This window comes from Pseudovibrio sp. POLY-S9 (assembly GCF_001431305.1).
Lineage (GTDB): Bacteria > Pseudomonadota > Alphaproteobacteria > Rhizobiales > Stappiaceae > Pseudovibrio.
The window spans coordinates 1-24,715 of sequence record NZ_LCWX01000040.1 but is presented as its reverse complement, the minus strand read 5'-3'; the positions used below and the strand labels follow the sequence as shown (position 1 = coordinate 24,715).

General features: G+C 52.2%; 22 protein-coding genes and 1 pseudogene. 3 read left to right on the top strand and 20 right to left on the bottom strand.

Annotation, left to right across the window (positions count from 1 at the left end; translation table 11 throughout):
- Positions 1–5 precede the first annotated feature (5 nt).
- The 9 genes from PPL9_RS02585 to PPL9_RS02545 all read right to left on the bottom strand — a co-directional run bounded on the left by PPL9_RS02585 (position 6) and on the right by PPL9_RS02545 (position 9,978).
- Positions 6–962 carry a complex I subunit 1 family protein gene (locus PPL9_RS02585; protein WP_057461185.1) on the bottom strand — a complete coding sequence of 319 codons (957 nt, stop codon included), beginning with the start codon at positions 960–962 and terminating at the stop codon, positions 6–8.
- On the bottom strand, positions 959–4,714 hold the full coding sequence (locus PPL9_RS02580) for a proton-conducting transporter membrane subunit (protein ID WP_057461184.1): 3,756 nt from the start codon (positions 4,712–4,714) through the stop codon (positions 959–961). Before PPL9_RS02580 ends, PPL9_RS02585 begins: the two co-directional genes overlap by 4 nt.
- The gene (hypB, locus tag PPL9_RS02575; RefSeq protein WP_057461183.1) at positions 4,701–5,462 is read right to left on the bottom strand and encodes a hydrogenase nickel incorporation protein HypB; all 762 of its coding nucleotides are present in this window, start codon (positions 5,460–5,462) and stop codon (positions 4,701–4,703) included. The genes PPL9_RS02580 and hypB overlap by 14 nt, the downstream gene beginning before the upstream one ends.
- 16 nt (positions 5,463–5,478) lie before the next feature.
- Positions 5,479–5,730 carry a hypothetical protein gene (locus PPL9_RS02570; protein ID WP_057461182.1) on the bottom strand — a complete coding sequence of 84 codons (252 nt, stop codon included), beginning with the start codon at positions 5,728–5,730 and terminating at the stop codon, positions 5,479–5,481.
- A complete protein-coding gene (locus PPL9_RS02565) occupies positions 5,723–5,929 on the bottom strand; it encodes a hypothetical protein (protein WP_208989123.1) in 207 nt (68 codons plus the stop codon). Before PPL9_RS02565 ends, PPL9_RS02570 begins: the two co-directional genes overlap by 8 nt.
- On the bottom strand, positions 5,919–6,734 hold the full coding sequence (locus PPL9_RS02560) for an AAA family ATPase (RefSeq protein ID WP_057461180.1): 816 nt from the start codon (positions 6,732–6,734) through the stop codon (positions 5,919–5,921). The genes PPL9_RS02565 and PPL9_RS02560 overlap by 11 nt, the downstream gene beginning before the upstream one ends.
- Positions 6,735–6,852: 118 nt before the next feature.
- The gene (cooS, locus tag PPL9_RS02555) at positions 6,853–8,766 is read right to left on the bottom strand and encodes an anaerobic carbon-monoxide dehydrogenase catalytic subunit (protein WP_057461179.1); all 1,914 of its coding nucleotides are present in this window, start codon (positions 8,764–8,766) and stop codon (positions 6,853–6,855) included.
- A 236-nt stretch (positions 8,767–9,002) separates the two neighbouring features.
- Positions 9,003–9,395: a 4Fe-4S dicluster domain-containing protein gene (locus tag PPL9_RS02550; protein WP_244273336.1), complete on the bottom strand. Its 393-nt coding sequence runs from the start codon at positions 9,393–9,395 to the stop codon at positions 9,003–9,005.
- 226 nt (positions 9,396–9,621) lie between these two features.
- Positions 9,622–9,978: a hydrogenase maturation nickel metallochaperone HypA gene (locus tag PPL9_RS02545; protein WP_057461177.1), complete on the bottom strand. Its 357-nt coding sequence runs from the start codon at positions 9,976–9,978 to the stop codon at positions 9,622–9,624.
- Positions 9,979–10,516: 538 nt separating this feature from the next.
- Between PPL9_RS02545 and PPL9_RS02540 the strand changes: the two genes are divergently transcribed.
- On the top strand, positions 10,517–11,695 hold the full coding sequence (locus PPL9_RS02540; protein WP_057461176.1) for an MHYT domain-containing protein: 1,179 nt from the start codon (positions 10,517–10,519) through the stop codon (positions 11,693–11,695).
- A gap of 196 nt (positions 11,696–11,891) precedes the next feature.
- On the opposite strand, the gene PPL9_RS02535 is transcribed toward PPL9_RS02540, so the two are convergent.
- The 10 genes from PPL9_RS02535 to PPL9_RS02490 form a co-directional block, all read right to left on the bottom strand.
- Positions 11,892–13,613, bottom strand: coding sequence for an SMP-30/gluconolactonase/LRE family protein (locus PPL9_RS02535; RefSeq protein ID WP_057461198.1), 1,722 nt, complete (start codon positions 13,611–13,613; stop codon positions 11,892–11,894).
- 101 nt (positions 13,614–13,714) lie between these two features.
- Positions 13,715–15,037, bottom strand: a complete 1,323-nt coding sequence (locus PPL9_RS02530; RefSeq protein WP_057461175.1) for a TRAP transporter large permease — start codon at positions 15,035–15,037, stop codon at positions 13,715–13,717.
- A 2-nt stretch (positions 15,038–15,039) separates the two neighbouring features.
- Positions 15,040–15,531 carry a TRAP transporter small permease subunit gene (locus PPL9_RS02525; protein ID WP_057461174.1) on the bottom strand — a complete coding sequence of 164 codons (492 nt, stop codon included), beginning with the start codon at positions 15,529–15,531 and terminating at the stop codon, positions 15,040–15,042.
- 100 nt (positions 15,532–15,631) lie between these two features.
- Positions 15,632–16,606 carry a TRAP transporter substrate-binding protein gene (locus PPL9_RS02520; RefSeq protein WP_057461173.1) on the bottom strand — a complete coding sequence of 325 codons (975 nt, stop codon included), beginning with the start codon at positions 16,604–16,606 and terminating at the stop codon, positions 15,632–15,634.
- 24 nt (positions 16,607–16,630) lie between these two features.
- Positions 16,631–17,800: a mandelate racemase/muconate lactonizing enzyme family protein gene (locus PPL9_RS02515; protein ID WP_057461172.1), complete on the bottom strand. Its 1,170-nt coding sequence runs from the start codon at positions 17,798–17,800 to the stop codon at positions 16,631–16,633.
- The gene (locus PPL9_RS02510; protein ID WP_057461171.1) at positions 17,800–18,717 is read right to left on the bottom strand and encodes a dihydrodipicolinate synthase family protein; all 918 of its coding nucleotides are present in this window, start codon (positions 18,715–18,717) and stop codon (positions 17,800–17,802) included. Before PPL9_RS02510 ends, PPL9_RS02515 begins: the two co-directional genes overlap by 1 nt.
- Positions 18,718–19,080: 363 nt before the next feature.
- The gene (locus PPL9_RS02505; protein ID WP_057461170.1) at positions 19,081–19,848 is read right to left on the bottom strand and encodes an SDR family oxidoreductase; all 768 of its coding nucleotides are present in this window, start codon (positions 19,846–19,848) and stop codon (positions 19,081–19,083) included.
- Positions 19,849–19,907: 59 nt separating this feature from the next.
- On the bottom strand, positions 19,908–20,384 hold the full coding sequence (locus PPL9_RS02500) for a YhcH/YjgK/YiaL family protein (protein WP_057461169.1): 477 nt from the start codon (positions 20,382–20,384) through the stop codon (positions 19,908–19,910).
- A gap of 1 nt (position 20,385) precedes the next feature.
- Positions 20,386–21,015 carry a 2-dehydro-3-deoxy-6-phosphogalactonate aldolase gene (locus tag PPL9_RS02495; protein ID WP_057461168.1) on the bottom strand — a complete coding sequence of 210 codons (630 nt, stop codon included), beginning with the start codon at positions 21,013–21,015 and terminating at the stop codon, positions 20,386–20,388.
- A 14-nt stretch (positions 21,016–21,029) separates the two neighbouring features.
- Positions 21,030–21,941, bottom strand: a complete 912-nt coding sequence (locus tag PPL9_RS02490; RefSeq protein WP_208989122.1) for a 2-dehydro-3-deoxygalactonokinase — start codon at positions 21,939–21,941, stop codon at positions 21,030–21,032.
- A 274-nt stretch (positions 21,942–22,215) separates the two neighbouring features.
- Here PPL9_RS02490 and PPL9_RS02485 point away from each other — a divergent pair, with 274 nt between their 5' ends.
- Positions 22,216–23,016, top strand: coding sequence for a helix-turn-helix domain-containing protein (locus PPL9_RS02485; RefSeq protein WP_152986574.1), 801 nt, complete (start codon positions 22,216–22,218; stop codon positions 23,014–23,016).
- A gap of 31 nt (positions 23,017–23,047) precedes the next feature.
- Here the strand turns inward: PPL9_RS02485 and PPL9_RS02480 are convergent.
- A pseudogene (locus PPL9_RS02480) lies at positions 23,048–23,248 on the bottom strand (IS6 family transposase); the annotation flags it as partial.
- Between the two features lie 156 nt (positions 23,249–23,404).
- Between PPL9_RS02480 and PPL9_RS02475 the strand changes: the two are divergent.
- Complete coding sequence (locus PPL9_RS02475; RefSeq protein WP_057461166.1) at positions 23,405–24,688, top strand: DUF4158 domain-containing protein; 1,284 nt, start codon at positions 23,405–23,407, stop codon at positions 24,686–24,688.
- Positions 24,689–24,715: the final 27 nt, after the last annotated feature.

The following is a 24,715-nucleotide window of genomic DNA, read 5'->3' as shown; positions in this document are numbered from 1 at the left end:
TGCCTCTACACGAAAGTGATGATTGCGATCAGACCAAGAAGTCCAAGAGCTTCTGGCCAGGTGAAGAAAAAGATGAATGCCTGATCAATGCGCATTCGGCCCATGGAAGCACGCAGCAAAGTGATGGCAACCATGGCAAACAGTGTTGTTTTGCCCATCATCACAACCAGACCAAGAATGCCGTCAGGCCCGTTGGGGATGAACAGCACAATACCAAGAACAAGCACCACCAGCCGTTGCATAGCCTGCATCAGTTGTAGATATGCAAGCGGGGGACCGGAGTACTCGATCAATGGGCCTTCCAGAATTTCTGTTTCAGCCTCTGCAATATCAAACGGGCCAACGCCTAATGTGGCTGGCAGACAAGCAAGATAGGTGAGAAGCGCAGGCCACATCAGTGGTTCCAGCAACAAAGGACCATTGGCTTTCTGGTAGGCAACAATCTCGCTGAGCGAGAACACTGCAAATGAACCTGTAGATTGCCCCACGAACACCGCTACTGATGTCAGAGCAAACAACAGCGGACCTTCATAAGCCAGGATCAATGACATCTCGCGGGAGAACCCCAAAGATCCATAGACGGACCCCGAAGACGACCCTGCCAACATGATTACGATACCGGGCACTGCAAGGAGATAGAGCAGAACCAGCAAGTCGCCCCCTATTGAAAGAGGGTTCCAACCTGGAATTGGTAGAAGGCACACAGCCAGCACCATGGAAGCCACACCAATCAATGGCACTCCCAAAAACAACGGTTCATGGGCGTCATTTGGAATCAGGATCTGTTTCCGCAATAGCTTTGAAACATCGTAAAACGGCTGGACAAGAGGAGGCCCCTGCCGCGCCTGCAAACGCGCAATCAGCTTACGATCTACGCCTTTTAAAAAGAGGCTGAAAGCAATTCCAAAAAAGCTGGCAGCTAAAACTGAGGCAGTCGCCTCACTGGGAAAATAGCCACTCATTTGCCGTCTCCTCGAACAAACAAAACTTTGCGGATCAAACGATCTGGCGTCGCGTAAAGGTTTCCTGCAGCAACCCGCGTCTGATGCGGTCTGATATCTACGCCGCACGTGTGCGCATGAACTCGTCTGATAGGTAGGCCTGACAGCTTCATTAGGGACCACCCAAGAGCCATGACCGCCAAAAGCGGGTTCATCAAAGCCAGCGGGTGCCAGCCATAAATGCCGGGCAGCGGCCCAAACCAAGTTGCTTGCACAGCTTCAAGGCCCATGGCTGCTTGCAATCGTGACACCGGTACAAGTAGGAGGCCGGGGAAGATGCTGATCATCAGGGACACTGCATTCATTGCCAGCATTGGCGCAAGCATTGTCCAGGAAGCTTCGGACATTTTCTCTGACTGAGGTGACGGCGCGCCCATAAACGCAGCATGCGCGAATTTGAGTATGGCCGCCAAAGTTGTCAGGCTCGCCCCCATCAACATCAAGGCAATGAACGGATGACCAGATAGCATTGCACCTTCATAAATCAGCCATTTGGAGCCCAACCCATTGAACGGTGGCATGCCAGAAAGAGACAACCCGGCAAACAAGAACATCGCAAAGGTAATCGGCATGCGTTTTGCTAGCCCACCCAGATCATCCAAAGAGTTTACATGGGCCTGGGCAAGGATACCGCCAGCTGCAAGGAACAATGTATTTTTGAGCAAAGCATGGTTGGCAAGATGCGCCAAACCACCTGCAACACTAAGCGAGTCCCCCAGTGAGAGAGCACACATCACGTAGCCGAGTTGAGCAACGGTGGAGTAAACCAGCAGACGTTTGATGCCTGTTTGAATAACCGCCATCATGCCGGCGTAGAGCGCTGTTACGGCCCCAATGATTGCCAGAGAGTAGCTGAACGGATCTAAACCGGACACGACCCCAAACCGACTTGCAAGAACCCCGGTTCCGATTAAGAAAAGGAACTTAAAGGCGAACACTGGACCACTTTTTAAAAGCACTGCGGAGATGTAGCCAGAGACAGGCGTAGGCGCTGTTGCCGGATGCATCTGATAATCTACCCGCACAGTCAGCATGGCCGCTTTCATAACCACGCCCAACAAAACACTTCCAAGCCCCAACCCAAGTTGCCACAAAGGCATTGTCTGTGCAGCGGCACGCACACTGTCAAAGTCCAGAGCTTGTGCCCCAACTGCCAACATGGCGACACCAAAGAACAGGAAGCTCGCCCCGATCATGTTGAACAGGAAGTATTTGAAGCCTTCTTGCAGAGCCTCTTTTGTTTCTTCGTGAATAATGGCGAAGTAGAGCGTCCAACTGCTCATGATCTCCCAAAAGAAGAAGAAGCTGAACAGATCATCTGCCCGCGCCATACCGATGAGGCCACCTATCATCAAAATGAACCCGGCCAGAAACCGCTCGATACGATGTCCATGATGTTGAAAATAGCCAATGGTGTGCAGAATATTGAGCAAGCCAAGACCAGTGACAATCACTGCAAACCCCAGAGACAAAGCCCCAAATTGTGCCTGTTCAATGTAAAGTGTCAGAATTGCACCAACCATTGTCAGTACGGCCAAAATCCCCGCAAGGGTGTCGGAACGACGACCCAGCACGTAAATTACAATCGCACCAACAGCACAAGTTATGGCGGCAAGAGGCCACGTCACATCCAATGTTAGGGCAACACCTTTTGCTCCAGTCACCCATTGACCTGCCTCAGTAGCAAGGCCGAGGAAGTACTCAGGAAGAAGGCCACTGGCCACAAGCGCTGCGGCCAAGACCACTAATGGCAATTGCATCAAGAGTGGTGCTGCGCTCACAGGCGCTGATGTTTCCTGTACTTTATCAAACAGGATAACCCGGATCAGGCGACCATAGTAAAGAACACCAATTACTCCACCCAGCAGAAGCGCCGCTGCGATAACAGGCATCCCCGCATCCATGCTGGCGTAGATCATCAGGAACTTGCTGTAAAAACCCGCGAATGGCGGTAACCCCATGATGGCCAATAGGCCAACTGTAAGCATCACGGCAGACACCGGCATAGACCGGCCAATACCAGCGAGATCAGAAATCTGACGCGATCCGGCCCGGTAGATAAGAGCACCTGCCCCAAGGAACAACAATGTCTTCATGAAACCGTGAGTCAGAATATGAGCAAGACCAGCAGTTGCGGACAGTGTTGTCGCTAACCCAATCAACGCCATAATCTCGCCGACCTGAGCGATGGTGGAATAGGCCAACATCCGCTTGAGGTCAGTTTGACGCCACGCCATGATTTCACCATACAGCAACGACAAAACGCCGAGCAGGCAGATAGTCAATCCAAGGTTGGGGAGGCTGGTCAATGCAAGACCAAGCACAATCAACTTAAAAGTGCCAAGCATGCCTGTTTTAGTCAGAATGGACGAAAGCGGAGCCGACACAGGAGACGGTGCTGCAGGGTGAGCAACAGGCAACCAACTGTGAAGCGGCACAAGGCCAGCTTTCACAGCAAAGCCAGTAAAGAGCAGCAGCCCAATCATGGTTGCAGTTGGTGCATCCAGAGTTGCAGCGTGTGCATAAACCGCCTCGAAGCTAAAGCCTCCAGCTTCAAGTCCCAACCAGACAATACCCAACAGCATCACGTAGGCGCCGCCCACGCACATAATGAAATAACGCTGACCTGCTGCAAGAGCTTCCTCAGACCGTGTCTGAACGATCAGCAGATAGCTAGACCAGGTCATCAATTCCCAGAACAGGTAAAAGGAACCGAGATCCTCTGCTACAGCAAGGCCGATCAAACTACCGCTCATCAAAAACAAGAAGAAGAAGTATAGCCGTGTATCGCCTTCATGGCTCATATACGCGACTGAGTAGATGGTAACAGCCACCATGACAGCTGCAAACAACAGCGCAAACAAATAGGAAAGTGGGTCAACACCTGTTGCAGTAGCAACCAGCCCTAATGTCACAATTGCTAATGCGATAGCCAAACCATCACGTGCGCGGGTCGATATAAATCCAAGAGTCAGAATGACAAACGCCCCCGCATAAGGCAGCGTGGACAGCATAGGCCACGACCCTTCCACATGGGGCATATGTGCTGTTATTTGGAAGATCGCCGTCGCAACTTCTGCCACAGGTTCGGGAAAGAAGTTCATCAGCGCGGTGAGTGTTCCCAGAACCAGCAACACCACATTGCTGATCTGCCAAATGCCTTTGCCACTTTCGTTTTTCGTAGAATCCACGGTGACAGGGTCTGCAAAGCAAATACCTTGAATGAGCCGGATCGCATAAATGCTAGCTAGAATACTGGCAAGTGTTGCGCAAACAGCCAGAACCCAATAGCCTCCGGCCACAAGTTCATTGACGATCAAGAAACGGCTCATCGCCCCTTTAAACGGTGAAAGCCCAAGCAGGGAAAACATGCCAAACGCGAACAAAACACCGTAAAGCGGTGTTGTTCTACCTGCACCGCGCAGATTTTTTAGTTGCCAACCACCAGCCTTTGCCGCCATGCGGGACGCAATCATGATGACCAGTAATCGCATGATGGATTGGTACACAATGTGCATACCTCCGCCCAGCTCACCTGTTTCACTAAGCGCAAAACCGATGAGGGCGAACCCAATTTCTGCAATCGTTGACAGGACCAAAACCCGTTTGAGGTCACGCCAGACCAAAAGTGCAGCAATCTCACCAAGCATCAAAATGGTGACACCGAAATAGGCCATCATTGGCTGGAACAGAGATGGTTCAGAGACGTGCATGATCTACCTGACCTTCTGCTTGTAAAGCCGTGAGTTTGATATCAAGCCAGTCCAGCCAACTCTCCACGCCTTCGCCGGTTTTGCTGGAAAGCGTCAGAATTTCGACTTTTGGGTTGATCCTTCGAATGCAACGCAGAGCGGCATCTATATCAAAGTCATCCAATACAGGCAGAAGGTCGGCTTTGGTGATGAGAACGCAATCAGCCGACTGGAACATGACAGGATATTTTTCTGCCTTATCAGCTCCTTCCGTAGTGGACAGTAAAACTACATTGAGGTGCTGGCCAAGGTCGAAGGTTGCTGGACAAATCAAATTGCCAACGTTTTCAATAAACAGCAAATCAGTAGCTTGCCACTGCAAATGGTCTAGGCCCTTGGCAACCATTCCTGCTTCCAGATGACAAGCCATGCCAGTTGAAATCTGATAGGCTTGCACACCGTGCGCACGGATGCGATCCGCATCATTTTCCGTTTCCAGATCTCCCTCAATTACCGCCATTTTTGCAACTCCGAGGCGAATTGCAGTTTCTTCCAAAAGCCGGGTCTTGCCGGAGCCCGGAGACGACATCAAGTTCAAGCCCAAAGTGCCCTGCTCGGTCAGCTTCTCGCGAACAGTCGCAGCCGTCTGGTCATTTCTCGCCAGAATATCTTCCAGTACTTCAACCTCTAAAACAGGGTCGATCACGTAATCTGCTGTTGATGGTCCAGTGTGTTGGTGTTGGGGAGCACAGCCGCAGTTTCCACACATGTCAGTTATCCTTGTTTCATTCCGAAGGTGCGGAGCCAGAAAGAGCTTCGGCTACAGCGATAAGAAGCAATGTTGCTTCCTGCATTTTGGATTTGGCGACGCCCAGCTGGTCTTTCAGTTGCTCATTTGGTAAATGCGCAGACTGCATAAGCTGATCCAGCTCATCTTCATGGCCTTTCAAATGATCAGCCCAGTGCAAGATGAGTTTGCTGGTCCGCTCAGTGGTGGACACAACCGCGGGTGTCTCCGTTTGTGAATGGCTATGCATGGGGCTGATCTTTCGTTGCAAAGGTAGCGATGTGAATTTCACCCTGCGAACAATCAAAACCAATTACAGTTTTGCCCGGCAGACGTTTGGTTCCGTCCAAAAGCATCTCGACCACCAACCCCTCTACTGTTGTTCTCACTGCTGTAATGTTTTCAAACCGCAGGTTTTGGCCCTCTTCATCGAGGTAGTTAATTTTCATCAGGCACATGAGTGTTCGCCTTCACGTTTGTTGTTGCACCCAACGCTCGAATCCGGGTTTGGATGTCTTTGATTTGTGACAACGGAGCGTCATCCTGATCGAAAGGAGACAGGTCATTTAGATCAGCTGTTCGGATCGCATCACTCAACTGAATACCGCCCAGAAAACGTTCATTAGGCAAAGCGCTGGAGAGGAAGTCCATATCCGAACTATCGCGCAGTTTTGATCCAACATAAGCTAAATTTTCGATACCCAAATCTTTAGCTAAGCGCTCAATTTGTGCGGCTGTTTCCAAGCTGCGGCGGCCAGGTTCGACAACGACAATCAGCAGATCAACAGCCTCTGCAGTGCCCCGTCCCAGATGTTCGATGCCCGCTTCCATATCCATCAGAACAAGGTCATTTTCTTTCAGCAGAATATGGTTCATTAATGCGCGAACAATGGTGTGCTGGGAGCAAACGCAACCAGATCCACCGTGCCGAATAGAGCCCAAAGACAGGATTCTGATGCCCTCGTGTTTGATGGACAACGTTTCGGGCAGATCATCAACGGTAGGGTTTAGAACAAAGAAACCGCCAAATCCGCTACCATGGCCGGTGCGTTCAATGGCTAGGTCTTTCATATTGGCGAGAGGAACGAGTTTCTCGCGGTTTTCAGAGCTGACCCCCAAAGCGCCTGCTAAATTGGCATCAGGGTCCGCATCGATCGCAAGAACTCTCATGCCTTCTTTCGCAAACGAGCGGGCCAGCAAACTTGTCAAAGTTGTTTTCCCAACACCGCCTTTGCCCGCAATTGCAATTTTCATTAGTTCACCCGCATTTTTGGATTACGTTCCAAAGAGCTCGGTCCGAGTAGACCATTTCACTTCAAAACAGGGGGGACAGAAAGCTTGCTTCCAACCCCTCCCTGATTTTTGGCAAAACTTAAATTCCAAGCCCTTTGCGGCGTTCAAGGATCGCCTCATAGAGAGTTTCAGCTGCGGAGATTGGGTCCGGATCAACGACAAAGTACCCCCCGAACAACTCCTTACTGGTTTCAGTAACCAGCTCGACTACTGCGTCAGACCCCATGATTTGCGGGATGTTGCCGAGGTGAGTTGGGAACCCGAGCGCAACAGACCAACTGCCGATTGCGACAGCTTTTTCAGCCATAGCTTCTGGTGCACTCGCGACCACAGGCAGATCAGAAAGGTCAACGCCCAGCTTTTCAGCAATCGCGGTGGCAATCATCACAGCACGGCTGTTGTCAACGCAGGAGCCCATATGGAACACCAAGGGGAGAGGTCCGTTGAGCCCAGCCGCTTCGCCCAAAGTGGTCAAAACAGACTTGAGACCCGGCCCGGCAAATTCCTCGACGGCTTCCTGAGTCATCAAGCCATCTTTTGCAAATGCACCAGCACCACACCCTGTTGCGAGTAGAAGAACATCACGCTTGGCCAGTTCACGGCCCATTTCTTTGAAGTTCTTATCCTGATCAACTTGGGTCGTGTTACACCCTGCAAAGAGTGCAATTCCCTTGATCTGACCACCCACGATTGCATCAATCAGTGGTTTCAGAGGATCCTCAGCGTTGAGCCGTTCCAGAACTAGCATGATGGCTTCAGCAGAGAAACCAACGATACAGGTCTCTTTGTTATCCGGGATAAGGACATTGGTAGGATTACGGCGTGTGTATGCGTCCAGCGCCAGCTTCACAATGCCTTCAGCGGCTTCACGTGCGTTATCTGCATGAACACTTCTGTGAACGGCGCCCGGGATCTTGTTTTCATCATGAGTGGTGATGATGACCGTATGGAAGTTTTCTGCAACGCTTACGATGCCAGGCATGATGCACTGCACGTCAACCACCATTGCATCAATGGCTCCTGTGACCAGAACCATTTCCTGACTGAGGTAGTTGCCCGCCATTGGCACACCATGGCGCAGCATGGACTCATTCCCTGTGCAGCAAACTCCAACAATGTTTATGCCGTCTTTAGCTCCAAGCGCTTTTGCCTGTTCTTGCATTTGGCCGGCGATCAGGCAAACTGCTTCTGCAACCAGCGGGTTATGGCCATTGACGGCGATGTTGACCGAGTTTTCGTTGATTACTCCGAGGTTCGCTTCGCTAATGATTGGGCTCGGAGTACCAAACAGGATATCAGACATTTCCGTTGCCAATGCCATGCCATCAAAATCACAAAGTGCTGCACGAATGCCACCCATGATGATATTGGCAGGGTCCGCATCACAACCAACTGCGGTACGTGCAACAGTTTGACAAACAGCCATGTCAATATTTGGTGCAAGAACTCCCAGTTTCTGCAAGCGATCTATGCGTTTTTGCGGCAAAGTCACCCGCAACCAGTTCATGACATTGTCATCTTCTTGGTTGCCGAAATCATCATAGGTAGCGTCTACAACATCGCTGGCAACGCTCATGATGGCGCGGCCTTCTGTTTTAATGTCCATCCGCTCGGCACAGGCCAGCAACTTGGCTTCGTCTTTGATGTTATAGATGTCTGTCACTTCACCACGCACGATCTGGCGCATTGCGTGAAGGATATGACGGCCATGCTCAGAGTGTGCACCGGCGCCGGCTGCCATCATACGTGCCAGTTGGCGAGCCACGATGGTGTGACGGTCAGCTCCACAAATGCCACGTTGCGGTCCCGCTCCAAACGGATCAATCCGGCAAGGACCTTTCCAGCAGAAGCGACAGCATAAACCAAGTGTTCCGAAGCCACATTGAGGCTGTTGCTGCTGGTACCGGTCGAAGACTGTTTCGATGTTGTTTGTCGCAGCTTTAGAGATCATCTCTTGCACAGCTACGTCTGAAGATTTTTCTCGTTGATCCATTTTATTTCGCTTTCTCACGCATAGAGCGATCGTTCTCGTTCAGCGATGTGCAACTTGAGCAGAGAGAATCCTGTTGGGCGCTCGGCTTCAGTTCTGCGAGGAGCTTAGAAAGGCCGGAACATCTCGAACATGCCCCCATAGCTGCCCCTGTGTTTGATGCCGCACCCCAAAGAGGAGGGAACTTTTGCCTGGTGTTCTCTGCTTTTTCAGTCACTGATCCGCTCCTGGGCAGTTGCTCAGAATGTGAAGGAGATTGATTTGTGGGCATTGGCGATTTCGGCTGCACGTGCTTTGCTGCGTGCTGTGCGATACTCGTAAAGGTCAACCAGTTTGATGGCCTGTGTTGGGCAAGCCTGCTCGCAGGCCGTCTGAGTTTCGCCTTTTTCTTTACGCCAATCGTTACAAAGGTCGCACTTCATGGCAACGCCGTTGTTGGTTGCGCTGCTGCAGTCTGATTCAGGCCTTTTCTCTACCGAAATCACACCAAACGGGCACACCATCGTGCAGAGTTTACAACCGATACAGCTTTGCTCGGTGATCGATACCGACCCAAGACCTGCTGCCTGTCTCAACGATCCAGTTGGACACACCTTAGTACAGGGTGCGTCTTCGCAATGGCGACACTGCATCGGCACATTGGATTCTCCAACCTTGACTACATGCGTTCGGCTGACAGCGCCCTTAAGTGCATCCACATCAAACAATGATTTAGCGGAACTGTGCGCTAGGGCGCAGGAAAATTCGCAACTATGACACCCGAGACACTTGCCCGGATCCACATAGATAATTTTATTCTGAGATTTATTTCTCATGATTTGGCTTTCTCTCAACCGCGCATCGGAGAAAATGTTAGGTTCATTTGTGAAGGGTAGGTTTTGCGTGAATTTTCTCAACTTTGAGCTCACGGCCAGACAGGATCTCCAAATCGGAGGCTGAACAGAAATCGCATTTGAAGTGAAATCGCTGGATTTCGCTCATACCACTACAGGACCGGCAACGGACTGTTACAGGAACCTCACGAGGCTGCAGCTTTGCACTTTCGCAAAGTGTCCCTTTGGCAAGGGCAGTAAAACACTGAACCAGAAATTCCGGCTCAATAGCCTTCAGTTTGCCTATGGCCACTTCGATACGAACCACTTTGGCATCTTTCCGATCCCCCATCGCTGAATTTGCGATGCGTAAAATGCTCATTGCTATGCTGGCTTCATGCATGATGCTTGCTCACCTAGTCCACTAGTCACCAGGACTGATGTACTCCTCTCCCCTACTCCCAAAGTCGAAAAGTCAGTCTAGCTTGCGGCCAAACTGCTAAAGTGTGAGCTAGAGCTTGATGACCTGTATCAAAAAGCCCCTCAGCGGCATTCGTCGTTCATAAAATGCGATTATTTCTGCACGAAACGCGATTAAGAAAATCGCGAATAGCGATAAAAGGAAGCGATAAATCTGGAGTAAATAGCTCACGTTTTTCAGTGCTTTAAAAATTTAATGCAAACGTTTACTGTCGCCATTAAGATAATTATTATTTCTTGGAAAAATAACCGAGAAATACAATTGCTATATGCGGTTTTGATTGTAATCAATCCGACCTTGACCTTAGCAATCAATCCAAGTGCGACTTCAAATCACATTGCACAACTACAAAGATAGGCGATATGTGACAACGGAAGGAAACTGGAGTTTAAGCCATGACGCATCACTTACTCGTTTCAGAATCTGTGCCTTCTGCAATGATACTGTAGGTCTCCCGAGCATGTTGACCTATACCTATGATCTTCCCCTTGTCATGGCGTCGATCCTGATTGCGATCCTTTCTGCATTCACGGGTTTGGCGCTTACCAATGGCATTTCAGAGCTCTCAAACAACAAGAAAAAGCTCTCCATCGGCATGGCTGCTATTGTGCTTGGTGGGGGAATTTGGTCTATGCATTTTGTTGCGTTTCTGGCGCTACAATTACCAGTTTCCATATACTATGATCCGTTATGGACGCTCAGCTCAATGCTCATCGCGATTTTGATGACCTGCACCTCTTTGCTGATCATACATTTTGGAAGCCGCAATCCGCGCAACACGATCATTTCAGGTTGTTTCCTAGGGTATGGTATCGTCACCATGCACTACATCGGGATTTTGGGTATTCAGGGGTGCTTGCCCGTATTTGATTATACAAATCAAGTTTTTGTCGTTTTGATTGGGCCGTTAACGGGTATTCTGGCTATTTGGGCTGCTTACAAACAACGTGCGCGTTTCAATATAATTCTTGGCGCTACAATATTCGGCTTATCCGTCTCTCTCGTGCATTATCTGGGATTGTATTTGACGAACTTTGCTATACTGCCGGTCGAAGAGCCTATCGTCATGGCCTTAGACAACGCGGAGTTGGCATTTCTTGTAATTATCTCTGCCTTTACAATCTGCGCAGCGTTCCTCCTCACTGCAACAACGTTTCTCGGGCCTGAGGGGTCAATCGCACAGCATGTCCCTCAACCTGATATCACGGTTGCAACACCGCACAGCGATGGCACCCATGAAGACCCTCACGTGAATGATGTGGTGGACTTAGAAAACAAGATCTTTCCTCTTTCGAGTTCTGTGCAAAACGCCGTCCGGGTCCCCGTCGAAAAAGATAACCAAATCACCTTCTTAACGGAAGAAGATATTGCCGCTGTTCAGGCCGAAGGGCATTATACCTTGCTGCATACACCAACAGGCCGCTTTTTCTGTTCCTGGTCAATTTCAGTTGCACAGAGCAAATTGCCAGACAACTTCATCCAAACACACCGTTCCTTCCTGGTGAACATTAAACATGTCCAAGGTTTCACTAGGAACAAAGACAATGGCAAGTGTTTATTTGATACCATTTCATCGCTTACCTCCGTACCCGTCAGCCGCTCCCGCATTAATGAAGTAAAATCAGTTCTGGGCATCTAACAGATTGTGTTGCCAAGTTTAGTCGGTATCCAACTCTGGTCGACGTTGTTGCAATATTCTCCTGATGATGGTGCTGTAACGCAGACAAACCGTTAACGCGTATATGGGATGTGCGGCTGAGAGGAACGAAAAAGTACCACAAGGATTGAATGATGTCTCATCGCAGCTACCGACAAATTTTGCAACAGAGCCGGATTTAACGTCCAACCTCAAACTCTGAACTCGGTATTCCCTTCTCACCCGGTTTGCAGGTGAACAACCCGCCAGAAAGTGGGGCTTCGGCTAGGGTGGCGGCTGGGAGGCGGGTGCGGGCGCTGGTGATGTAGAGGGTGTCCAGATTTTTGCCGCCGAAGGTGACGCTGGTTGGGCGTGGGACTGGGAGATCGATGACACGGTCTAACGTACCATCTGGCAGGTAGCGGTTAACGCGCCAACCGTCCCAGATTGCAACCCAGACACCGCCGTCTTGATCCACTGTCAAGCCATCCGGACGGCCTTCGCTTTCCGGTATTGTTGCGAAAATGCGTTTGCCGGAGAGCGTACCAATGCCAGGTTCCGTATCATACGCGTAGATGACGCCCAGAACGGTATTGACGAAGTAGAAGGTTCTTGCATCCGGGCTCCAGCCCAAACCGTTAGTGACGGCAATGCCAGTTTCCTTGACGGTGAAGTTGCCGTCATTGGTGACGCGGTAGAGCCCGCCTGTTGGTTGACTTGCGTCGAGCCGCATGGAGCCGACCCAGACGGCGCCGCCGGGGCCGATCTTGGCGTCATTCAGACGGTTGCCTGCCACATCGCGTTCCGGATGCATGAAAGGTGTCAGCTGTGCACTGGCAAAGTCCAGCCATTCCAAACCATCCTGTGTCGCCAACAGTAAACGACCGTCATTAGCAGGCATGACAGCACTGACCAGCTTGCCAACATCGCAGCTGTCATTGGAACCAGTTTCCGGATCAAAACGGCAGACACTTGGTTTGAGAATATCAACCCAATACAGCTTGTTCTCGCCACTGTACCAGACTGGGGACTCGCCCAGTTGCGCACTCCATGGCAGCACGCATTCCAGTGGCTTGGCCATATTCGCTCTGTTTGTTCTTGGGCGTGGTTGGGAGCTGATTGCCACTGCACCTGCAACGCCTGTGATACGTCGGGCAGCGGCCATTAGCTCGCGCCCAATCGGGTGGATCTGGCCTTCTGTCATGCGTGATGACGGGCCGAGCACAGCGAGCGCACCAACCGGGTGACTATCCTTGCCAGTGATCGCCACGGCAACGGAGTTTACACCTGCAAAATGCTCTTCCAGTGAGATGGCATAACCACGGGCTCTGATCAGGGTCAGATCCGCTTGCAGCTGCTCCTTGTTGGTGATTGTCTGATCTGTGAAGGACTGCAGGCTCATGTTCTGCAACAGCCTGCGCAGGGCTGTTGGATCCTGAAATGCTAATAGTGCTTTGCCTGCAGCGGTTGCGTGGGCAGGAACTTTCTGGCCCACATCCACGCGAACAGCCAGTCCTTGACCGGAGCGCTCTTCCAGATAAAGAACGCGGTCATCATCCAAACGACACAGGCATACGGTTTCTTGCAGGTCATCAGAAAGGCGCTGCAACTCAGAGCCTGCCACGGAAGAAAGATCAAACGTGTCCCACACCTTGTGGGAGAGCTCCATAAAACGCGGGCCGAGCGTATAAATGCCCTTGCCTTCATCCTGCCGAACGAGGCCAAATGCGATGAGTGTTTTCAGGATACGGGCAAAGGTTGGTTTTGGCAGGCCAGACAGTTTGAGCAGCTCAGAGAAACGATGCGGCTCATCCGCATCTGCGATGACATCGAGCAGTGTCAGCCCTTTTGCCAGAGCCGCTGCGCCCGTTGGCACTTTGGCTTTACTATCGCGGTCCTCTTTGGCTGTTTCACCCTGCATCATCAGTCATGATCCCCGAACGCTCTGCAATCTGTCGAAGTTTGCCAATATCTTACAAACAAGCGACCGACTCTGCACCACAGAGCCGGTCACTCTCCCTATCAACGACTGCTTACACCTGCAACCAAATCTGGCAATGTTAGTGTTATTGTCGGGAAGAAGGTGATCACAATTAGTGTAATCACAATAGGTAGATAGAACGGCATCATGGCCTTGACCAATTTGCCATAGCTGATCTTGGCAATGTCCATCATGATGAACAGGATCACGCCGAATGGTGGGGAGACCGCACCGATCAGTAAGTTGAAGATCATCATCACGCCGAACTGGGTGGTGTCCATGCCGATATGCTCGATGAGCGGCAGCAAGGTTGGCACACCGATCAATAGAATCGCGGTGGTTTCCATGAAGAGCCCAGCCACCAACAGCATCACGTTGATCATCAACAACAGGACAATTGGGTTGTCGGAGATGGACAACAGTGCGTGCTGCAGGGTTTCCGGTACATTGAGCACGGAAATCAGCCAGGAAATTGGAGCTGCACAGCCGATGATGAACACCATTGCACCGATTGTGAAGGTGGTCGCCCGCATGGCATCCAATACATCTTTGAAGGACATCTCACGGGACAATGCCCCGAGCGCCATGGCGTAAACGGTGACAATTGCGCCCAATTCTGTCGGGGTTGCAACACCAAGCAGCAGGCCGGAGACGAGCAGGATTGGAGCCAGAAGGCCCGGCAGAGCGCGCCAGCCAGCGATAACCACTTCACGGAATGTGGCACGCGGGGCAACGGGTGAGTGTACCTTGCCGGAGACGGCCATGAAGTAGATGAGCACCATCAGCACGAAGCCGAGGAATAGGCCCGGCACGATGCCAGCCAGAAATAGGCGTGCGATGGATTCCCCGGACAGCACGGCGTAGATTACCATGATCACGCTTGGCGGAATGATGGGGCCAATGATGGAAGAAGCAGCAGTGACGGCGGCGCTGAAGGGTTTTTCAAAGCCGGCATCTTTCATGGCCTTGATTTCGATGGTGCCAAGACCAGCAGCATCCGCTTGCGCAACGCCAGACATGCCTGAAAAAACGATAGAGGCCAGAATATTCACATGCGCCAGACCGCCGTGAATATGCGCAACCAGCGTTTTGGCGAAGGTGAAGATCCGGTCTGCGATGCCCGAGACATTGAGCAGGTTGCCTGCGAACACGAACAGTGGGATCGCCAGTAGTGGGAAGCTCTCCAGAGACGGAGTAACGCGCTGAGAGATGATCTTCAGGCCAACGGCAGAGAATAGCGGAGACGCCCCGGTGACTTGCTGGATGACGATGAAAATGACGGAGGCAGCCAGCATGGCGAACGGCACCGGCATGCGCAGAAAGATAAGGCCAAACAAGAGGCCGAGCAGAAGAAGTGCTTCCATGATCAGACCAAAGCCTCTTGCTCATCTTTGCGCTCAAAAATCACGTCATAAACCAGTGACAGGATGATTGAGGAAAAGCAGTAGATGAGTGGAATAGAGTTGTAGAACGCGACAGGGAAGTTGAACGGCAGAGAGATGGTGTCGCGGCGCATTTCAACCTTGAGAACAGGGTTGATGTGCAGCAAGATGACGACAAGCGTGGCGATTGTGACCAGTGTCATCAAGACGCCCAGTGTCTTGGAGAGTGAGCCGCGTGGGAAAAGATCCACTAGGATGTGGCGCTTTTCTTTTGTTGCGACAGCAGCAGCCAGCACAGTGAGCAGGATAAAGGCGATTGTGACGATCTCTTCCATCCATGCGATGGGAGAATCGAACACGTACCGCAGGATGATCTGGAAAGAGATGGTTCCCACAATCATGGTGATTAGTACCATGCACAGTGCCATTTCTATCTTCCCGAGAACCGTCACAACGGTCTTCAAGAAACTTTTCATCGAAAAGCCCTCTTAATGCGGCTTGAGCCGCGATGATTTTGAGAAGAAGCGCGGGTTGTCCCCGCGCCTCAGAAGTGCGTTGCCCTGATATGTTCAGGCCCTAGTATTTCTGAACAGCGTCAAACAGACCCTTGCGCCACAGACCTTCAGCTTCCACATCCGCAACGCCCGCGTATGCTGCTTCGCGCAGTGGTGTTGCGTCGATATCGCGGATGGTTGCTCCGCTGCTGCGCATTTCATCAAGCACGGTTTCGCGACGCTCAGTGGAGTAGTCGTAGACCCAACGGGAGGCATCTTCCGCAGCTTTGGTCAGCAGGTCCTGCTGTTCCGGTGTGAAGCTCTGGAACTTGTCTTCGTTGATGACGATGGTGGACGTGGCCCACACATGGTTGGTCATATAGACGTTTGGTGCTGCCTCGTGGAAGCGCTGGGAGATTGCCGCGCTTGGAGGGCCTTCTGCGCCGTCAACAATGCCTGTGCGCATGGCCAGGAATACCTCACCCCAGGCAACCTGTGTTGGCTGCGCGCCGATGGCTTTCCAAAGGCTCAGGTAAGCCGGGATTTGCGGGATGCGCATCTTGCGGCCAGAGAAATCAGCATTGTCATCCAGCTCTTCTGTCAGGAACACCACGCGCGGTTCGGTCGGGCCGGAGGACAGCGGACGGATGCGGGCCTCATTGATCATGTCTTTCGTCAGGTCGTCAAACAGATCGCTCTTGAAGAAATTGAAGACATGGTCCGCATCACGGAAGGTGAAGCCCCAGGTGAGGATGTTGGTGTCTGGCGCGTAGCTGGTCAACCAGGAGCCAGCTGTGCCGAACGCATCCAGAGAACCTGCGGAAAGCTGGTCCATCACTTGTGGTGGTGTGCCCAGCTGAGTGCCGGTGATGTAGCTGACATCAATGTCGCCGTTGGACCGTTCTTCAACCAGTTTGGCAAAGTGCTTGTTCATCAAATCAACAGGTGAATCAATGGCATCTGCGTTTACGAGAACCAGCGTTTCCGCTTGTGCTGCAAAAGATATGGCAACCGCTGCACTCGCCCCAAGTAGCAGTGATTTAATAAAGGATTTCATAGAGCTTTCCTCCCTAAAGCAAGGTTAGATCATTTCCAGAAGCGCAAATGCTTCTGGAGAAGGTTTGACACCAAGACCTGGACCTTCCGGCAGGAAGTATGTCCCCGCTTTGCAATCCATATTTCCGATTAGCAAGCGGCGGTTTGGTTCAAAGATGGAATGTTGGAATTCGTGCCCACGTGTGGCGGACAGAGCGGCAGAAGCCTGCAAGCTTGCTGCCAGAAAGATCCCCGCACCAATGGTGGCATGAGGAATAACGTCAATGCCGAGTTCTCCGGCCAGCCGCCCAATGCGCGTAAAGCTGGTGATGCCCTTATGCCCCATTTCTGGCTGAACGATTGATATGCGGCACCGCTCAATGCGATGACGCATATCCCACAGCGTGCGCCACTCTTCGCCCACCGCGATCTTTTGCGATGTGCTCTGGCTCACTTGTGCAAGGGCATTGATATCTTCAGTGCGTACCGGTGCTTCTGCAAACCACAGACCGTATGGTGCCATGCCCTCAATGAGGGACAGAGCTTCATCAACGCTCTGGTTCCAGTGCATGTCTGCCGCGATCAACGCTTTTGGACCCAGAGCGGATCGCAAATGCATGATTTCGGCAACCGGGCCATCATCAGCAACGGGACTGGCAAACTTAAAGGCATGGAAGCCCTTTTCCTGCCAGCTCAGCGCCAGTTTTGCCCGCTTCTCCCGGGTCGCCTCGGGAAGACCGGATATGTAAGCAAGAATGCCATCCTGCTTTACACCGCCCAGCAACTCCACAACAGGTTTCCCCGCCTGCTGCCCGGCAATGTCCCAAAGAGCGATATCGATGGCGGCGAGTGCATCCACATAGAAGCCGCCGGTGTAACCGCGCACACGCATCAGATCGTAAAGATCGTCGAAGATGACTTCCGGATCAGCAGGATCGCGGCCAACAACGAAATTGGCCAGCAGATCATTGATGATCGCACCGACAGCCCCCGGCGCGGCCAGACCATACGTCTCCCCCCAACCAACTGCTCCATTGCGTGTTTCAATACGCACCAGCACAGAGCGGTCGAAAATTGGATAGACAGTCCGGTTGCCACGACGCACCAGATATCCTTGCGCGTTGGGCTCCTCACCCGGACGTGCAGCACCCAGATAGGGTGTTTCGCGCGGTTGAGTTAATGTGAAAACCTCAACTTTTGCGACAGGATCTGTCATTACGCTGCCCCTTCCATGACAGGGCTTTCCAACAAGCCCAACTCCACCAGATTATTGTCAATATCTGCTAGAGCCGTTTTGTCCAAGAGGGGGGTTGGCGCGCGTACGTCTGTTTCGATGGAAATGCCGCGTTTTAGCAGTACATATTTGGTCAGGCGCATGCGGTAAAGTGCTTGAATTGCAAGCAAAGGTAGAGTTCTGACATAAAGGTCACGGGCCTTCGCCTGCTCACCCGTGCGCCATGCGCGATCCATCTGCACATGCAGGTCAGCAATTTCAACTGCTGGCATTCCTGCGCAAGCTCCGCGCTCATACTCATCCAGAATGTAACGTGCTCCACCGCCGCCGATAACGCCTTTGAGGCCTGCTGGACGGTTTGCCAAAATTTCAACAATAGCGGGACCTGCCGGAAGGGTCTCTTCCTTCACGTAGGTCACTGCCGGAACAGTTTCGAGGATCTTCAGAATTGCTTTTGGAGACAGATCAGAGCCGCGCGGCGCTGGCGCGTTCTGCAGAATGATCTCCATACCTGGCAGGCCTTCTGCAACAGCCACCATGAAGACGAGCGCATCTTCCTCGTTCAGCTCCTTTGGTGGCTGCACCATCAGGTGGCCAATGCCCAAAGCTTCTGCTGTCTTGCCATGTGCAATCACCAGTTCAGGCTTTGCAGCGCTGGCACCGGCAACGATTGGCAGGCGACCGGCAACGGTATCAATGACCACTTTTAGCAGGCTGCTGCGCTCATCTGCAGTGAGCTTTTCCACCTCACTGGCGAAGCCCGGAAACACCACACCATCCACGCCAGCAGACAGGGCGAAGTTCACGACCTCTTTCATCCCATGAAGATCAACTCCGCCATCTTTTGAAAAGGGCGTCGGCAGTACCGGCAAGATGCCATTTAGATCAGCTTTTTTCATTGGTCCACTTTATGATACCTTGTGTTATTTATTGATACTAATAAAAATAGCGATGTATCGCAATAGGGTTTTCAACGTAATCGGAGAGAGTGGGTACTTACCGAAATACCGTGGCAAAATCGCAGAAATCTGTCACTTGATCGTGGTGGTTAGGTAGGATGAGACCGGGGCTCTGGAAAAATAATCTCGCTCTACAGGTCTTAAAACCAGAGCTTCACGAAAACGATTCTCGCAAAACCTTTCAAAAATATGCTGATCAACGCAAACCAACGCACATTTCAACGCAAGCGCTCAGGCAGCAAAGAGGGCGGTTCCATTACATGCTGAACCGCCCTCTTTATTCCCTCTGATGACTGGTGATAGCTAGTAGCCACCGGTCATGAAAATGGTCTCGCCCGTCATGAACCCGCAGGCATCTGAGGCCAGCAGCAAGGCTCCACCGACCATCTCATCTGTTGTACCTTCGCGGCCCATCCAGTTGAGCTGGCGCACATACTCTGCGGAGCCCTCAGGGTCTTCTGTCTTGCGGCCAGCGCTGCGGTCCGTGTCAATCAACCCCGGCGCCAGCGTGTTGAGCAACACGTTATCCCTGGCGTAATCCCGTGCAAGGCTTTGGATGATGTTGTGCTGGGCTGCTTTCGTAGCAGCGTAAGCGGTCACGACCTGCTTGGGCCTGAGCTGGTTGACCGAGCCAATACTAACCACGCGGCCCCATTTACGCTCAGCCATAACTGGCAAGCATGTTTGCAGCATCTCTATGGTCGAGCGCACATTGACGTTGAGCTGGAACTCCAGATCTTCAGGCGTAAGATCCTCCAGCTCTGCATTGATCTGAGCTGAAGCATTGATGACCAGAATATCAACGGGCCCCGCCACGGCTTCCGCCTTCTTAATGGCCTCACGCCCCGCTCTGGGAGCGCTCAAGTCCTGTCCAATGGCGTAAGCAGTCCCCCCGCCTGCTTTGATCTGCTCCTGTGTGTTTGCGCAGGCATCTTGTTTATGCCCGTGCACCACCACCGTAGCCCCAGCCCCTGCAAGCCCCTTTGCTATGGCCGCGCCAATCCCGCGACTTGAGCCTGTCACCAGCGCTGTGCGACCAGTGAGATTGAAGATTTCGTTTGGTGTCCGCATGACAACCTCGCATCCTAAACAATGATAATACTTGCTGATTTGCTCACAGCATCAGTGTGTTAGGACGGCTCCAACACTGAGCGATGGACTTTAAAGATTGCCTTACGTACAGGGGCGCCCTTGCCATCAGGTGCGACCAGAGGGCGGTGTAGCTCTCCTGGAAAGAACACAGCAAAATCGTGCAGCGCCATGAGAACGGTCTTCTCCGCAGCGATTTCCGCAGTGAAAGCAACATCCTTGTCTGCCATCTTATCTTCAGTGATGGCACCTGCTGGCATGTGGCCGTAGCCCAGCATTTCCGTGCCTTCCAGCAGTATCTGAATGTCTGCATAATCCGCATGAAACTCAGGGCGTCGCTCTTCCTGCGGCTGGGTTTGAGCATCGACGACCATGGCAAAAACCTTCTCACCATCCAGGTCGTATCTGCCCGCTTCGCGGTCTTCGCTCAGGAACTCCCTGGCGTCTTGCAGAAGTTTCTTCAGCTCTGCAGAGATGAAGGGGATGATCTCCAGATGTTCCAGATTTGCGCTCAGCATGCTAGCATTCCTTCTTGTTTACATTTGTGACGAGGGCTTGTGCGCGTTGGCGTACCTGATCAGGGCTGTCCCCCGGCTTGAAGAGTGAGGAACCGATGCCTGCACCTGCCGCACCAACCGCCATATACTCCGCAATATTGTCTGCATCGACGCCGCCAACGGGGAGCACGCGCGTGCCTTTGGGCAACACGGCCAGCATGGCCTTGATAATGGATGGCGGGCAAAGTTCTGCCGGGAAGAGCTTGATAGAATGTGCGCCTAAGTCGACAGCAGCAAACGCTTCTGTTGGGGTATAAACGCCGGGCATCCAATACATGTCGAGCAACTGACATGCTTTACCAACCTCTGCGCTGTAGTTGGGCGCCACGATAAACTGTCCACCTGCGTCCTTCACTGCCTTCACATTGTCAGCGGTGAGCACTGTACCTGCGCCCACACTCACCTGATCACCAAACTTCTCGGCAATCAGGGAAATGCTCTTCAAAGGCTCAGGAGAGTTCAGTGGCACTTCCATAATGTGAATACCGCCATCAACCAGCGCCTGCGCAATGTCCAATGCTTCTTCTGGTGTAAGCCCGCGTAAAATTGCGATCACTGGCGCGGTTTGCATGTGTCTATCGAGTGATGTCATTGTTCTTCCTGAAATTATTGGATGAGGTTGAGGGCACGTGCGACCTGTGCTGCACCAAATGCGGCTGAACCGTGCGGGATGATTTTTGACGGGGCTCTCAGTACAGAACAGCCGTGCTGATAAAGCTCTGGCAATCTGCCATTGCCGAGGATCCAGAGTGTGTCGTGAGCAATCGCGATGGCTTCGGAAAGTTCTGCTCCGATCAACAAGCCTGAGAGATAGCAAGCCGCATGTTCTTCCGGCATGCCATCCACCAAAACACGAGAGCGCGCGGAGAATACGCGGTTGAGCAAAGCACCAGCCCCACCTTGCTGCGCGCCAATGCGGATGCCTTCCTCAAACCAGGAGCAGCCGACATCACATGTTTTGCTGCCAAACGCGCCAAGAATGGTGGATTTGGTAAGGGCGCTGAACATCTCTCCGGTGAGATAGGTGCGGAAGCTTTGGATTGCGCCATCCCGAATGATTGTGTGTTTGGAATGAGTTCCGGGGATGATCATAGTGGCATCGCGCAGGTTGAAGTGGGAGATTGCCCCAAGGATTTCCGTTTCCTCCCCACGCATCACATCCGCCTCAATCCCTTCGGCTTTGATGCCCGGAATGAACCAAAGCGGCCCCAGATCCGGCAGTTTTGCTTGCTTTGCGGCGCTGGAAAGATCTGCGGCTGTAGTTGGCAAGGTGGCGTAAGGCACCTCTACCCATCCATTGCGAGAGGTGATCATGCCCGAAAGGACGATTGGCAATTCCGTATGAAAGCCCTTCAAGCCCCCGAGATTATCTCGCAGGACATCCTCAAACCTCCCGTCACACTGCAGAATCCCTTGGTCTGTCGAGATTTTGTCGAGGATTTCCATTTGGTTGCTGAGAGTGCAGGCCCGAAACGAGCTCGTGCCCCAATCAACAGCGACTAGGCTCGCATCTGACATGATCAGCGCCCCATTTTATCACAGCATCCGGGGAGGAAAGCTGCCTGAGTTATTCGGGTGGTTAGCGCCACCCACGTGCAAATCAATCATAATATTGCTTTTATAGCAACATGTAATCATGCCGCAGTTTCGCCTATGCTTTGTGGACCAGCTTGATAGAGGTGGTTCAACGCTGGAAAACAGCACTGAAAGTGCAGTAGTGTTGCTATTGATAACTCACTTGAAGATGGATCAGGTAGGCAATGGCTCGATGATCCGCGATGCGAAGGCAGAGATGACAACCAAAAGTCCCGCCCAATCCAACAAGAGCATTTCTGATGGCTTCGTCGTTTTGCAGGCGCTTGCCTCCTCTGATCGTCCCATGGGGGGACGTGAGTTGGCGCGATTGCTGGACATGGAGACCACGCGGATCAATCGGCTGCTGAAGACCCTGGCATCCATGGATATTCTGCAGCAGACCGCTCAGCGCAAATATGAGCCGGGTCCGGGCATGCATGTGCTTGCCGCACAGAGCCTGCACGCATCCAGCCTGCTGCGCCATTCCATGGACGCGCTAGAAACGCTGACTTCCACCGATCTGATTGTAGCGCTTGGAGTTTTATGGCGTGATCAGGTGGCTTACCTTTACCATCGCACGCCGGGCATGTCGGCCGGTGACGCTCTGGGCCGCATCGGATCACGTCCCGCCACCATGACTGGCGTGGGTATGGCCCTGCTTGCAGCCAAAACGGACGAAGAGATAATAAGTCTTTATACCGGCCGAGATATCCCCGGTTACCCCGAGGGACCGGAGGCGTTGATAGACCAGATCACCACCATCCGCCGCCAGAACTACGCTTACGTGGAAGTTCATCCCGACACCCTCGGCAAAGCTAGCGACATCCACCAAACCATCGCCACCACCCTAGGCACCACCACCGCCGCCCTAGCCCTCTCGGGCTGGATCCCAGAGACAAGTACTGTGGAACTGATGAAGCTGTTGAGAGGGTGTAAGGAGGTGATTGAGGGGAAAATGATTCATAACCTGTGTGCTGAGCATGTGCCTCTCCCTGGCTCTGTTGCAAACATGCTTTAGAGCGTATTTTGTGTTATTTCAGTACGGTGCTTTAGGCGTTTTCGCTCTGAAGATGGTTTTCAAGCATAGTCATAGCTTCAGACAAAGCGCTTGGGCCAATTCCAAAAGCTCGCTCAATGAGGCGAGCTTCACCCAGCAAATCCTTTGAGAAATTGAAGATACCAGCCTGACCTTTGCGGAGTGCGCGCATCACTTCAAAGCCCTTGATCGTCGCATAGGCGGTTTTCATGGAGAGCACCCAAAAGTGTGGGGCTGTTGTGACTACCTGGCCTAATGAATACATAGCTCCGATAGTGGCCAAAAATGAGAACATACAATGAACAATTAACTGATTGACATTCCTCAGCAGGAATTGTGCCCTGCATGTACTAACATTCGGGGGGCGAAAATGCGCAATATTAACGAGGCATCTCTTTCTCAGAGCTGGAGCTTATCTTATTCTGACACAGCTTTCCTGTCGGATTTACCCGTTTCTGTTCGGCTTGAGGCTGCTGCGCAACTTAAGTTTGTTTGCTTGACTGGCTACTTCGCCTCCTCTTGGGAAGAGATTAATAGAGAAGCTCTCAGCTACTTACGCGTCCAACTGGATTGTCCAGCAAGCGAGCATTTATTTCGTGACTTTTCTGACAGAACCGCACGCCGTTACAGAATGCAGATCGTTGGGTATCTTGGGCTGCGTCGAATAGGGCCAAAGGACCGGGAGCTCTTATTTGACTGGATAAAATCAAAACTTAGTCCGCATGGCCACCCGACCAGAACATTAGTTGAAGCCAGCTTTCATTGGTGCCGCGACCAGAAACTTCAGCCTCCAGCCCAACGGGAGCTGGAACGAGTTGTTCGTTCCGCAAATCGCGAGTTTCAGGAAGAATTCCTGCTGGGAATTGCCGGTCAGTTATCTCAAGACGCCATTGTGCAGATGGAAGCCTCATTGGCCGAGCCAGAAGCACAAACAGGCTTTTCGCGCCTGAAGGATGACATTGGTGCTGCCACGCTGGACGTTATTCTAGCTGCGACCGAACGTCTTCAGTTTGCTGAAGGATTGCAGCTTCCAGAACATGTTCTTCAGGAGGTTGAACGCTCCTTTATTGATCGTATCGTGCGGCGCGTGAGTGCAGAGCCGGCTTCGCAGATGCGCAGGCACAGTTTTGAACGCCGATTGGGGCTGTTCGCACTTTATCTGATGGTCCGAAAATCCCAGATGATTGATCGGGTGATTGACCTACTGGTGGAACAGATCCACCGTATCAATGCAAAATCAAAGCGCAAGGTTATCCGGGATATCAGCCGTGAAATAGAGAAAGTACACGGTAAAGAGCGCTTGCTGGCAGAGATCGCTGTGGCCTCTATAGAGCAACCGGAAGGACGGATTTGTGATGTGATCTATCCTGTGGCAGGGCAGCAGAAACTATCCGCCATTATCAAGGAATACCGCTCAAAAGGGGCGCTGGATCGCCAGATTCAGTTTGTCATGCGCGGGTCCTATGCTTCGCATTATCGCCGTATGTTGCCACCGCTTCTTTCTGTTCTGGAACTCAGGTCCAACAATGAGGCCTGGCGTCCGGTGCTGGATGGTCTGGCCTGGATTGAAGAGCTGCAGAAGTGGGGTCGATTAGGGCTCAGTGATAAATCGTACGCTAAGGGTTCTGAGTTCTCTGTAATGTACGATAGATAGTTGCCCTTGAAACGGAGAATATTTCGG